The organism is Stenotrophomonas sp. RG-453, from assembly GCF_033843685.1.
GTDB lineage: Bacteria > Pseudomonadota > Gammaproteobacteria > Xanthomonadales > Xanthomonadaceae > Stenotrophomonas > Stenotrophomonas bentonitica_A.
In genome coordinates this window covers 22,891-34,782 of sequence record NZ_JAMYED010000008.1, presented here as the reverse complement: position 1 = coordinate 34,782, position 11,892 = coordinate 22,891, and the positions used below count along the sequence as shown (strand labels likewise).

At 68.1% G+C, this 11,892-nt stretch carries 11 protein-coding genes; 6 read left to right on the top strand and 5 right to left on the bottom strand.

Translation table 11 applies throughout. From position 1 onward, the window contains the following. Window positions 1-37: 37 nt before the first annotated feature. The 3 genes from NJD74_RS15550 to NJD74_RS15540 form a co-directional block, all read right to left on the bottom strand. A complete protein-coding gene (locus NJD74_RS15550; protein WP_319624541.1) occupies window positions 38-1,402 on the bottom strand; it encodes a heme biosynthesis HemY N-terminal domain-containing protein in 1,365 nt (454 codons plus the stop codon). A 3-nt stretch (window positions 1,403-1,405) separates the two neighbouring features. Further along, window positions 1,406-2,383 carry a uroporphyrinogen-III C-methyltransferase gene (locus NJD74_RS15545; RefSeq protein ID WP_319624540.1) on the bottom strand — a complete coding sequence of 326 codons (978 nt, stop codon included), beginning with the start codon at window positions 2,381-2,383 and terminating at the stop codon, window positions 1,406-1,408. Window positions 2,384-2,492: 109 nt separating this feature from the next. Beyond that, window positions 2,493-3,269: a uroporphyrinogen-III synthase gene (locus NJD74_RS15540; protein WP_102788811.1), complete on the bottom strand. Its 777-nt coding sequence runs from the start codon at window positions 3,267-3,269 to the stop codon at window positions 2,493-2,495. A 43-nt stretch (window positions 3,270-3,312) separates the two neighbouring features. Between NJD74_RS15540 and NJD74_RS15535 the strand changes: the two genes are divergently transcribed. The 5 genes from NJD74_RS15535 (at window position 3,313) to NJD74_RS15515 (ending at window position 6,431) form a co-directional block, all read left to right on the top strand. Then, window positions 3,313-3,783: a YiiD C-terminal domain-containing protein gene (locus NJD74_RS15535; RefSeq protein ID WP_026070058.1), complete on the top strand. Its 471-nt coding sequence runs from the start codon at window positions 3,313-3,315 to the stop codon at window positions 3,781-3,783. Window positions 3,784-3,813: 30 nt separating this feature from the next. Then, a complete protein-coding gene (locus NJD74_RS15530) occupies window positions 3,814-4,248 on the top strand; it encodes a hypothetical protein (RefSeq protein WP_019184893.1) in 435 nt (144 codons plus the stop codon). Between the two features lie 78 nt (window positions 4,249-4,326). After that, window positions 4,327-4,764, top strand: a complete 438-nt coding sequence (locus NJD74_RS15525) for a rhodanese-like domain-containing protein (RefSeq protein ID WP_019184892.1) — start codon at window positions 4,327-4,329, stop codon at window positions 4,762-4,764. A gap of 105 nt (window positions 4,765-4,869) precedes the next feature. Beyond that, window positions 4,870-5,385, top strand: a complete 516-nt coding sequence (gene secB, locus NJD74_RS15520) for a protein-export chaperone SecB (RefSeq protein WP_019184891.1) — start codon at window positions 4,870-4,872, stop codon at window positions 5,383-5,385. A 20-nt stretch (window positions 5,386-5,405) separates the two neighbouring features. Continuing rightward, entirely contained in the window at window positions 5,406-6,431 is a 1,026-nt protein-coding gene (locus NJD74_RS15515; protein ID WP_019184890.1) for an NAD(P)H-dependent glycerol-3-phosphate dehydrogenase, read from the top strand. A 311-nt stretch (window positions 6,432-6,742) separates the two neighbouring features. On the opposite strand, the gene NJD74_RS15510 is transcribed toward NJD74_RS15515, so the two are convergent. Both NJD74_RS15510 and NJD74_RS15505 read right to left on the bottom strand, forming a co-directional pair. Next, the gene (locus NJD74_RS15510; RefSeq protein WP_019184889.1) at window positions 6,743-7,315 is read right to left on the bottom strand and encodes an Ax21 family protein; all 573 of its coding nucleotides are present in this window, start codon (window positions 7,313-7,315) and stop codon (window positions 6,743-6,745) included. Between the two features lie 288 nt (window positions 7,316-7,603). Next, complete coding sequence (locus NJD74_RS15505; protein ID WP_319624539.1) at window positions 7,604-8,242, bottom strand: response regulator transcription factor; 639 nt, start codon at window positions 8,240-8,242, stop codon at window positions 7,604-7,606. A gap of 74 nt (window positions 8,243-8,316) precedes the next feature. Here NJD74_RS15505 and NJD74_RS15500 point away from each other — a divergent pair, with 74 nt between their 5' ends. After that, entirely contained in the window at window positions 8,317-11,889 is a 3,573-nt protein-coding gene (locus tag NJD74_RS15500) for a transporter substrate-binding domain-containing protein (RefSeq protein WP_319624538.1), read from the top strand. Window positions 11,890-11,892 lie beyond the last annotated feature (3 nt).

Here is an 11,892-nt window from a genome sequence, read left to right as displayed (position 1 = left end):
ACGCCATGCGTGGATGTCCCAAATCCCGCGCCGGCTGTTACGGCAGGCGCGGGTTGCCGAACTCGTCGCGTTCCACGTGCAGGCGATCTTCCTCGGCGTGCATGCGGCCCTGCTCCACGTGCAGGCGATCATGCACCGGCGCCGGTTCACCCATCAGCGATTGCTCTTCGACGGTGGCGCGCTCGGGCACGATCGGGTCCAGCGACGTCGCGGTCGAGGCACGGGCCAGCGCCACGCTGTCGTCGCCGCGCTGCTGGCGCAGGGCATTGGCGAAGCACTGCGAGGCCAGTGCGGTCTCGCCGCGTTCCAGGAGCAGCTCGCCCAACGCTTCCCAAGCGGCCGGGCCGGCACCAGCGGCGATCGCGCGGTGCAGGTAATCCTCGGCCAGCGTGTGCTGGCGCTGACGGGCGGCAATGCGACCCAGCGCCAGCAGCAGTGCGGGGCTGGAGGGCTGGGTGGTCAACCAGCGCTGCAGGTTGGCCTGGCGCGTGGCCAGCTTCTCCACCGGCATCTGGCCGTAGAGCGTCACCACCGAGTCGTCCCAGCGCGTGTCCAGCGCCTGCTCCAGGTTCAGCAGGGCCGGTTCGTCCCAGTCCAGGGCAACCGCCCGCAGGGCATAGGCCGAAACCACGTCCGGATCGCTGCGCAGGGCCTTCGGCGTGGCCTCCCACTGCGCGGCCAGTGCGTTGACATCACCGGCCTCCAGCAGCGACTGGGCCGCCAGGCGGATTTCCAGTTCGGCCACGGCGGTGTCCGGCAGCACCTTCTGCTTGCGCAGCGCGCCCAGCTGCCCGTACGCCTCATGCGCGCGATCGGCACGGGCCAGTGCCTCGGTGCGCAGCCACAGGCCGCGGGGCGGCAGCGGCTGGATCGCGGCGATGTCGAGCACGTTGATCGCATCCACCGGGCGCTCCTGTGCCAGCAGACGTTCGGCCTGCAGCAGGGCATGGCTGGTGGCGTCTTCGGCGGCCAGGCGCTGCAGATACTGGTTGACCGCGGTGTCGTCGTCGCGCGCCTGCGCGCTGCGCACCGCAGTGACCAAGGCGACAGCACTCACTTCCTTGTCTTCGGCGGCGCTGGTCAACAGCTTTTCCGCACGCTGCCAGTGGCCCTGTTCATGGGCCTGCAGGCCCTCGGTCAGGCGCGCACGGCCCTGCTTGCGGCGGTAGCGGCCCCAGGCGCGGAACGGCGAGGCCAGCAGGCTCCACAGCAGCCACAGCACCAGCAGACCCACCAGCACCATCAGGGCGACCTGCGGCACGGTGGAGCGGTAGTCGGTACCGCCGTAGCGGTAGATCACTTCGCCGAACTGCCGCAGCTGTTCGGTGCCGAGCCACTGTGAGGCGATCACGCCCAGGGCGACGGCCAAGAGCAGGACCACCAGAGATTGAAAGGGCTTCATCGATTACCTCCCGTTACGCATCGAGCGCAGTTGCTGCAGGGTGCTGCCCAGTTCGGGCAACGATGGACGCAGCTCGCAGGCGCGTAGTTGATGCAGTTCAGCACGTTGCTCGCGCAGAGCAGGTGAATCCGGCCACAGCCGCGGCAGCCACAGCGCCACGCGGTCCAGCGCCTGGAGATAGCCCGGCTGATCGCCGCGCTCCACCGCTGCCCGCGCCAAGGTCAGTTCCAGCTGCAGCGAATCCCACGCGGCCACGCGGTCGGCTTCGGTCAGCGGGCCCTGCAGGCGGGTGGGGGTGATGGTCACGAACGGCGCCAGCACCTGGTGCCACCAGGGCGTGGCGCCAGCGGTATCGGCGGGGGCGTCGATCTGTTCGGGCAGGGTGGTCAGGGCCTGGGCGAACCGGCCCAACCGTGCCTGGGTCTGCGCGCGCACCCCGGGGCCGAGCGCGTCCACCGCATTGCGCTCCTGCATCAATGCCTGCCGCAGGTTCAGATACTCGTTGCCCTGCACATCGTCCAGCGAGGCGGCCGCCAACGCGTACAGGCGCTTGGCGCCTTCTGCGTCATCGGCATAGGCCAGCCGCTGGCCGGCCTGGCTCAACAACAGTTCGGCTTCTTCCAGCTGCAGTGCCTGCGCGCCGTGGCGGGTGCTGTCGGCCAGCTTGGCCAGGTTCTCTTCAAGCAGCGCATTGCGCTGGCTCAGGCCGAGCATTTCATCGCGCAGCACGCGGTTGGTGGCGGCGGCGTCCTGCACGCGCTGTGAGGTCGAACGCTGGTCGCGGCGCAGTGCTTCCACGCTGTCCAGCAGGCCCTGCACCTGCAGCTGGTCGTTCTCTTCCCGCAGTCGTTCCTGCGCCTGTCGCGATTGCCACTGCGTCCAGCCCCAGGCGCCGCCGGCGGCCAACACGACAAGCGCCGTGATCGGCACGATCCAGCGCAGGGGGCGGCTCGGAGAGGGGGGCGAAACAGGGTCATTCATACGGGCATCCTTGTCGCGCGCGCCGGGCAATCCGCTTGGCTGGCGAGCGACGTGGCACACAGCATCGCCCGCCGCCCAAGGCCCCTGCAAGACCGCCCCGGCTCCCTGTTCAGGAAGATGCGGGCGGGATGAGCGCGGCGTGTGCAGCCGCAACCAGCTGTGCCGGCATCGGCCCGGCGGCGACCCGCACCTGCCCGAAGCCTGCGGCGCGCGCCTGTGCGGCCAGCCGCTCGCTGGCGGCCACCACGGTGGCCGCGCGCAGCGGTGCCTGCAGATCGTCGGGCAACTGCGCCAGCAACAGCGCCAGGGCCTCGCCGCTGCTCAGCGCCAGCACCCAGGGCATGGCCGCACGGCGCAGGCGCTGCAGGGTGCGCGGGGCCAGCGGCAGCGGCTGGCGCGCATAGACGTTGGCGCGCAGCAGTTGGGCACCACGTTGCTCAAGGGTCTGGGCGATCACCCCGCGGCCGCCGGGGGCGGTGACCAGGCCCGCGCGCAGGCCGCGCAGGTCAGCCAATGCCGGCAACGCAAGCAGGCCCTCGCTGTCCATCCGTGCCGGTGCGGCGATGTCCTGCGCGCCCTGGCGGTGCAGCGCCGCTGCCGTGCCGGCGCCCACGGCAAGCCACTGCCCCGGGTGGGGTGCGGCCAGATCCACCAGGCGCGCGGCGGCCTCCACCGCGGCGGGACTGCTGAAGACCACCCGCTCGGCCGCCAGCGCGGCGGTGAGGTCGGCGTGGGCGGCAGTATCGCGCTGGGCCTGCAGCGCCCACGGCGACAGCGCGATGAGGTGGGCACCCGCCGCCTTCGCCGCACGCCGCAGCGGCGCATGCTGGCCACGCGGGCGCAGCGAGATCAGGGTCCAGGGCGCGACTTTCGTTTCGGTGTTCATTGCGGGCATTATGCGAGCCCTTCGATGTGACGTGATCAACCAGATGTCCGCAACCGATTCCCTGCCGGCGCAGTTGTCCGCGCTGCAGCATGTCCTGGATGCCATGCCGCCGGTGGCGGCCATGCAGATCCGTGTCCACGACTATCGCGACGGCGTCCTGCACATCCATGCCCCGCTGGCGGCCAACGTCAATGACAAGGGCAACGCCTTCGGTGGCAGCCTGGCCTCGGCCCTGACCCTGTCCGGCTGGGCCCTGGTGACGCTGCGGCTGCGCCTGGCTGGGTTCGATGCCGATGTCTACGTGGCCGACAGCCACATCCGCTACCTGGCGCCGGTCTACGGCGATCTGCATGCGCAGGCCCAGGCGGATGCGGAAACCGACTGGGACAGCTTCTTGGCCACCTTCGCCCAGCGCGGCAAGGCCCGCATCAGCCTCACCGCCCGGCAGCCGGGCGAGGGCGACAAGGCCGCCGCTGAACTGAGCGGCCGTTTCGTGGCCTTCGCCAGGCGGTAGGATGGGCGCCTTGCCTATTGGGGAATTCGCATGCGTCGTACGCTTCAGATCCTGCTGCTGGCATTGCTCGCGCTGACCAGCGTGAGTGCCCTGGCCGCCGAGCAAAAAACAACCCGGAAGCAGCGCAAGGATCTGGAGGAAACCCAGATCAAGTACGACGCCACGATGCGCTGGGGCACCGTTGAAGACGCGTTGCCGTACCTGGACCCGGAATACACCCGGGTCCACCCGCTGACCGATCTGGAACTGCGCCGCTTCGAGCAGGTGAAGATCTCCAGCTATCGCGCCAGCGACAACGTGCCCATGCCCGATGGCCGGGTAGGGCGCACCGCCGAGGTGCGGGTGATCAACAACAACACCCAGGCCGAGCGCACGGTGCGGGTTCGGGAGATCTGGCGCTGGGACGCCGAAGACAAGCGCTGGCTCCAGGCCAACGGGCTGCCCGACCTCTGGCAGGACCGCTGACGCCCGGCCACACGGGGCTGGACGCCGATTCGCCCGCATGTGCGACAATCGGCGCCCGCTTATCGACCCGTGATCTTAGTGAATTACGAAGAGTTGCTGGCCTTTGCCGGCCGAAACCCGATGTTGTCGATGGCCCTGGTCGGCCTGACCGTGGCCATCATCGTGACCGAAGTCCGCCGTCTGTTCCGAGGCTTCAAATCGCTCAAGCCGGCGGAACTGACCCAGCTGATGAACGCCGGTGGTGCCATCGTGGTCGATCTGTCCTCGAGCAGCGATTTCGAGAAGGGCCATATCGCCGGCAGCCGCAATGTGCAGCCGAGCCAGTTCGGTCCGGAGCACAAACTGGTCGCCAAGGCCCAGCAGAGCCCGGTCGTGCTGGTCTGCCGCAGCGGCAACGCCTCCGAGACGGCCGCCAAGGCCTTGAAGAAGGCTGGTTTCACCCAGGTCAACGTGCTCGATGGCGGCATCCCGGCGTGGCAGCAGGCCGAGCTGCCGCTGGTCAAGGGCCGCAACTGATCCCCGTCGGATTGCAGCGCACGCCTTGTACGCGGCGCACAGCGCCCCCATCGCAGGGCATGTAACAATCCGTTTTTACAGCATTCATTTTTGGAGCAACAGGAAATGTCCGAAGAGAACACCAACGGCGCCGTCGCGCCGGTCGACGCCGCCACCGGTCCCTCGTTCACCGTCGAGAAGATCTACGTCAAGGACGTTTCGTTCGAATCGCCGAACGCTCCGGCCGTCTTCAACGACGCCGTGCAGCCGGAACTGCAGCTCAACCTGAACCAGCGCGTGCAGCGCCTGGGCGAGAGCGCCTTCGAAGTCGTGCTGGCCGTGACCCTGACCTGCAAGGCCGGCGAGAAGACCGCCTATGTGGCCGAAGTGCAGCAGGCCGGCGTGTTCGGCCTGGTGGGCCTGGACCCGCAGTCGATCGACGTGTTGCTCGGCACCCAGTGCCCGAACATCCTGTTCCCGTACGTGCGTTCGCTGGTGAGCGAGCTGATCCAGGCCGGTGGCTTCCCGCCGTTCTTCCTGCAGCCGATCAACTTCGAAGGCCTCTACGCCGAAACCCTGCGCCAGCGCCAGGAACAGGGCGAGACCTCGCTCGCCGATTCCGAGCCGGCCGGCAACGCCTGATCGGCGCTGCAGTCGTACGGATGAGCAAGCACGCAGACAAAATCGCGGTTCTCGGCGCCGGCTCCTGGGGCACTGCCCTGGCCAGCCTGCTCGCGCGGCACGGTCACCCGACCGTGCTGTGGGGGCGCGATGCGGCGATGGTCGAGGCCATCGACCAGCGCCACGAGAACACCCGTTATCTGCCGGGTATTCCGCTGCCCGAGTCGCTGCGCGCGACCACCGACCTGGCCGCTGCCGTCAAGGACGCCGCCTGGATCCTGGTGGTGGTGCCGTCGCACGCCTTCGGTGAAACCGTGCGTGCACTGGCGCCGCTGCGCCCGGCTGATGCCGGCGTGGCGTGGGCGACCAAGGGCTTCGAACCCGGCTCCGGTCGGTTCCTGCACGAAGTGGCGCGTGAGGTCCTCGGGCCGGACGTGCCGCTGGCGGTGGTGACCGGCCCGTCGTTCGCCAAGGAAGTCACCCAGGGTCTGCCGACCGCGATCACCGTCCACGGTGACGCGCCGGACTTCGCCCAGCAGGTGGCCGATGCCATGCACGGCCCGGCGTTCCGCGCCTACACCGGCGATGACATGGTCGGTGCCGAGCTCGGCGGCGCGATGAAGAACGTGCTGGCCGTGGCCACCGGCGTTGCCGATGGCATGCAGCTGGGCCTCAACGCCCGTGCCGGCCTGATCACCCGTGGCCTCAACGAAATGCTGCGGCTCGCCGCGGCGATCGGTGCCAAGCCGGAAACCCTGATGGGGCTGGCCGGCTTGGGCGATCTGGTGCTGACCTGCACCGGCGACCTCTCGCGCAACCGTCGGCTGGGCCTGGCCCTGGGCCGTGGGCAGACGCTGCAGGATGCGGTGCGCGAGATCGGCCAGGTGGTGGAATCGGTGCAGACCGCCGATGAAGTGATGCGCCAGGCGCGGCGTCATGGCATCGACCTGCCCATCTCCGACCGGGTGCGCGCCGTGCTGCACGGTGAGCAGACCCCCGAAGAAGGATTGCGTGCGTTGTTGGCACGCGAGCAGAAGCCGGAGTATCCGGACACGCTGTTCAAGTGAGGCACCCAAAACCCCGGCAGATGCCGGGGTTTTTTTGGGGTCTTCGTCCATTCTTTTGAGGCGCGACGGCGGATGGGTCGGGCGCTGGGCCACGCCAGAACGAAACAACCCGGCACGTGGCCGGGTTGTTTCGTGGCGTACCGACGAGGGTGTGGCCATGCCAACCGCAAAAAAACCGCGACGGCCGTGCAGGTAGAGCCGACCGTTGGTCGCCTGCTGTAAAAGTGAAGCCCGGCGTGAGCCGGGCTTCATGGCGCAGGGGAGAGAGACCGCGCCATCCAACAACGTACCGCGGTATTGCGTATCGCGTATTACCAGGTGAAGCGCGGACCGACGAACCATTCCTTGTCGCCGCCCTTGGCCAGCTTCACTTCGCCGGCCAGGCCCCAGTTCTGGTTGAGCTTGGCCTGGGCGCCGACGCGGCCGTAGAACTCGCCGTCCGGATTGATGCCGTGCTTCTTGCTGTAATCCTCGTAACCGGCCATCACGTAGCCTTCGAAGTTCGGGGTAAACGCGCTGCGCACGCCGACTTCGGTGGAGTAGCCGTTGAAGTCCGGGCCGTGCTTCGGGTCGAACTTCTGGTAAGCAACGCGGGCGACCAGATCGGTGGTCGGGGCGATGCCGTAGTTGTAGCCCACACCGACGCGCCACTGGTCGACGTCGTTGCTGCCGCGCTTGGTTTCCTGCGCGTTGTAGTCACCGAAGACATGGAAGTTCGGCGCCACGGCGACCGAGCCCTTCACCGCCCAGCCATCGGCGTCGCCGCCCTTGGCATCGGTGTTCACGTAGCCGCCTTCGACGTAGTTGTACGACAGGCCGTCGGTTGCCGACGCAGCGAACGGCAGTGCAGCGAGCAGACCCAGAGCAAGCAGGGAAGTCTTCATTTTCGGGAACACCTTTTTATTTTTTGGTTTTGTCCGCCAGCAGAGGAAGGGGGAATCGCTGCTGGCGACAGGTGTGAATTATCCGTTAGTCACCCGAATTAGCCCTGAATATCAAACTGAGCAGTACATAAATGAAGCGGCGATATTGGGAACTCTTCGTTCGCTATCTGCTACGCACGCGCACTCCGTCTCATGCGTAAAGCGCGCACACGACAGGACACCATCGCGATGACGTGCATCGCATGGGTATCGAAGAAAAAAGAGCGCGCGTCCGCAGGCGGACCGGGATCAGCGTTCGCCGTCGCGCAGGTAGTCGAACAGCTCGGCGTCGCCTTTCAGCCCGAGCTTCAACATCGCAACGCCTTTCTGGCGGCTGATGGTGCTGACGCTCTTGTGCAGATGGAGGGCGATCTCCTTGACCGTCATGCCGCTGCCAAGCAGCCGCAGCACTTCCACTTCGCGTGGCGACAAAGGACTGGCTCCGCCTTCCTCGACACTCTCCGTGCCGATTGCGTCAATGCGTTCCTTCAGCGACAGGCTGACGTAGGGCACGCCGCGCTGCACGGTCTGGATCGCCAGCGGCAGCTCATCCATCGAGGAGGTCTTGTCGACCAGGCCAAGCACGCCGGTCGCGACCACCATGCGCAGGATCGCCAGGTTGTTGGACACGCTGAGCATCAGCACCGGCAGCTCGGGAAAACGCCGGCGTATCATGGCGATCATCGCGAAGCCATCGGCCTGCGCGCCGCCGGGCATGGAGTAATCGGTGACCAGAACATCGCACTCGTGGTCGCCCAGTACGGTCATCAGCTCGGCCACGGTACTGGCCTCGGCCACCACCTGGCCAACGCCGCTGGACTCGATCACGGCCTTCGTGCCGATCCGTACGACCGGATGGTCATCGGCGATGATAATGCGCAGGGTCATGGACTAGTATTGCCTGTGAGGCAGCCGTCGGGCCGTGCCGGGATGGGGATGTCATTCTACGGAGATCAGGCAGCATGCGTACCCACGTCATTCGCTGGCTGGTTCTGTTCGTGCTCGCGATGGCGACGGGCATGCAGGTATCCGCGGCTGCGTCGCCTCCCTTGCCCCCCCACCAGAGCGAGTGGCTTGGCAGGCACCCTACCATCATCCTGGGCATGTACGACAGCGGTTGGCCGCCGTTCGAGTCCATGCAGAACGGCAAGCCGGTCGGCCTCGGCTACGACTACCTCAGCCTGCTGACCCGGCAGCTGGGGGTGCAGGTGCAGGTGCGGATGTATCGCGACTGGACCGAGGTTTTGGAGGCGGCATGCCGGGGTGAAGTCGATGTGGTGATGAACATCACGCTCACCGCCGATCGCACGCGCTGCATGGTCTACACCCGCCCCTACGCCCGGGCGCCACTGGCGCTGGTGGGTCGCCCCGGCGAAACCCGCGCATCGTCTGATCCTGACCTGCGCGGCCTGCGCGTGGTCACCGAGCGTGAGTTCGTCACCAGCGACGAAGTACGCTCGCGCTTTCCCGGCGCCCGGCGCGTGACCGCGGCCAGCACCACCGCCGCATTGGCCATGGTCGGCAGCGGCGAGGCCGACGTCTACATCGGCAACGCGTATGTGGCCACGACCCTGATCGCCGAGCGACGGCTGACCGATGTCAGCCTGCTGCGCCCCAGCGACCTGCCACCGGAGCGGTTGCACTTCGGTGTGCCCAACGCCAAGCAGCCCTTGGCTGAAGCGCTGGACATGGGCCTGGCCGCGCTCGCCGAGACCGAGCGCGAGCGCCTGGAACGGCGCTGGCTCCCGACCCCGCGATGGTCGGTGCAGTCGCAGGTGATCCTGGGCAATGCGGAGAGGCGTGTCCTGGCCACCCCCCTGCGCCTGGCCTTCGCGCCGAACGCGGCACCGCTGGCCTTCATCGACAGTGCCGACCGGCCCAGCGGTGTCTCGGCCGAGTACCTGCGCCTGCTGCGCACGGTAGGGGCGCAGCTCACGCGGGTGCCGGCGCACGACTGGTTCGATGTGCGCGAGCAGCTGCGCCGCGGCGAGGTCGACGCGATCATGGGCATCCCCAACGATTCGAACTACCTGGGCGACGGCTGGGTGTTCAGCCAGCCCTTCATCACCGTTCCCAACGTCGTGGTGACGGCCAGTGGCAGTGCGTCGGTGCTGGGCGTGCCCGATCTGGATGGCCGCAGCATCCTGCTGTCCGATCCGGAACGGTTGCGCGGGTATGTCCTGCAGCAGGCCCCCAATGCGCGCATCGTGCCCGCGCGCAGCGCCGAACTGGCGCTGGCACGGCTGGCCAAGGGAGACGCCGATGCGTACATCGGCAACCTGGCCGTCATCGATCGGATCGTGCGTGATCACTATCCCGCGCAGCTGCACGTGGCAGCGCCGGCGGGATTCAGCGATCGCCTGTCGTTGGCGGTCAAACGCCAGTACGCGCCGCTGGCCACCACGTTCGACCGCCTGCTGTTGAACATGAGCGCGCGCGAGCACGAAGCGATCCGCAGCGACTGGTTGTCGGCCGAGTACCGCAGCGATCTGGACTGGCGCAGGATCGCGCGCTGGGCGGTGCCGCTGGCCCTGGTGCTGCTGACCGCACTGCTCGTCCATGGGTGGGGGCACTGGCGCCTGCGCAGTGAGGTGACGATGCGCCGCCGTGCCGAGCAGCGCCTGGCCGACGTCACCGACAACCTGCCGGCGATCGTCTACCAGGGCCGTCGCGAACGGGATGGCCGGCTGTCGCTGCCGTATATCGCCGGTGACACCGAAGCGCTGTTCGGGCTCACCGCGGCCGAGGCGATGGCCGATGAAAGCGCGCTGATGGCGCGCATCGACGAGCGTGATCGCGCCAGTGTGCGCCAGGCCATGGAAAGCGCCGCGCGTGACTTCGCCCCGTTGGACATGGAATTCCGTACCCGCCCAAGTGGCATGCTGCGCTGGGTACGTTCGCGCGCGCTGCCCTACGACGCCGAGGACGGGGTGCTGCTGTGGAGCGGCTATTGGATCGATGTGACCGATGCGCGCGCCCAGGCCGACGCGCTGGCGCTGGCCAAGGCGGCAGCCGAGCGCGCCACCGCCGCCAAATCCGAATTCCTGGCCACGATGAGCCACGAGATCCGCACGCCGATGTCCGGCGTGCTGGGCATGGTGGAGGTGCTCTCGCATACCTCGCTGGATGGCGAGCAGCGCCGCATCATCAGCGTGATCGAGGACTCGGCGCAGATGCTGCGGCAGATCCTCGATGACCTGCTGGACTACTCCAAGATCGAGGCCGGCGCGCTGTCCCTGCAACCGCATCCGGTTGCGCTGCGCGCATTGCTTGGCAACGTGCAGCAGCTGCTTGCCCCACAGGCGGTGGCCAAGGGGCTGGAGCTGCAGATGCAGATCGACGACGCGCTCGCGGCCATGCACCTGGTCGACGGCATGCGCCTGCGGCAGATCGCATTCAACCTGCTCAGCAATGCCATCAAGTTCACGCGCGCCGGCGAGGTCGGCATCGCGCTGGAGGTGCTCGACGGTGATGCCGACGGCGCGCAGCAGCTGCGCCTGACCGTTCGCGATACAGGCATCGGCATCTCGCCCGAGCAGCGCGAACGGCTGTTCGCGCCGTTTGTACAGGCGGACGCGGCGACCAGCCGCCAGTACGGTGGCACGGGGCTGGGGCTGAGCATCTGCCAGCGCCTGGTGGCGATGATGCACGGCACGCTGACGCTGCACAGCGTCCCCGGTGAGGGCACGCGCGTGGAGGTGCTGCTGACCGTACCGGTGGTGCCGGTGGACGAACAGCCCAGTGCCGCCGAAGAACACACGCAGGCGGTGCCGTTGCCGGCCGCATTGCAGCAGCGGCGCATCCTGATCGTGGAGGACCATCCCACCAACCAGGCGCTGATGGGGTGGCGCATGCAACAGCTGGGCCTGCCACACGTGCTGGCCGAGAACGGCGAACAGGCACTGGCGCTGCTGGCGCGCACCCGTTTCGACCTGGTGCTGACCGACTGCCGGATGCCGGTCATGGACGGCTATGCCATGACCCGCCGCATCCGCGAGCAGGAGCGTGACCGCGGCGGTGCCCGGCTGCCGGTGATCGCGCTGACCGCCAGCGCGATGGAGGACGATCTGCAGCGCTGCCGCGAGGCCGGCATGGACGATCTGCTGGCCAAGCCGGTCCCACTGGGCGCCTTGCGCCAGGCACTGCTGCAGTGGCTGCCGGACGGGGATGGCCCCTTGTCCGGCGCGGAGCAGGCACCGGGTGCGGATGACGCGCCGCCGGACCGGGCCGCGCTGGTGCGCCGGTTTGGTTCGGAGCATGTGGCCGGCGTGCTGATCGAGAGCCTGTGCACCGCCTCGGCCGAGGATCTGGTGAAGCTGCAGGCAGCCCTGGATGCGCAGGCCGGGCCCGCACTGGTGAATGTGCTGCACCGGCTGGTGGGGGGGCTGGCAACGCTGGGGGCCGACGCGCTGGCGCTGCAGGCGCGCAGCCTGATGGAACGCGTCGACGACGAAGGCGTGGCGGCGCACGCCGAGGCGGTCAGCGCATTCGATGCGGCGTTGCGCGCTTATCTGGTGCAGCTGCAGGCGTCCTGACCG

Coding starts and splice junctions, on each gene's coding strand:
- NJD74_RS15535 (WP_026070058.1), top strand. CDS start 3,313: ATGTCCGCAACCGATTCCCTGCCGGCGCAGTTGTCCGCGCTGCAGCAT.
- NJD74_RS15530 (WP_019184893.1), top strand. CDS start 3,814: ATGCGTCGTACGCTTCAGATCCTGCTGCTGGCATTGCTCGCGCTGACC.
- NJD74_RS15500 (WP_319624538.1), top strand. CDS start 8,317: ATGCGTACCCACGTCATTCGCTGGCTGGTTCTGTTCGTGCTCGCGATG.
- secB (WP_019184891.1), top strand. CDS start 4,870: ATGTCCGAAGAGAACACCAACGGCGCCGTCGCGCCGGTCGACGCCGCC.
- NJD74_RS15510 (WP_019184889.1), bottom strand. CDS start 7,315: ATGAAGACTTCCCTGCTTGCTCTGGGTCTGCTCGCTGCACTGCCGTTC.
- NJD74_RS15515 (WP_019184890.1), top strand. CDS start 5,406: ATGAGCAAGCACGCAGACAAAATCGCGGTTCTCGGCGCCGGCTCCTGG.
- NJD74_RS15545 (WP_319624540.1), bottom strand. CDS start 2,383: ATGAATGACCCTGTTTCGCCCCCCTCTCCGAGCCGCCCCCTGCGCTGG.
- NJD74_RS15550 (WP_319624541.1), bottom strand. CDS start 1,402: ATGAAGCCCTTTCAATCTCTGGTGGTCCTGCTCTTGGCCGTCGCCCTG.
- NJD74_RS15505 (WP_319624539.1), bottom strand. CDS start 8,242: ATGACCCTGCGCATTATCATCGCCGATGACCATCCGGTCGTACGGATC.
- NJD74_RS15540 (WP_102788811.1), bottom strand. CDS start 3,269: ATGAACACCGAAACGAAAGTCGCGCCCTGGACCCTGATCTCGCTGCGC.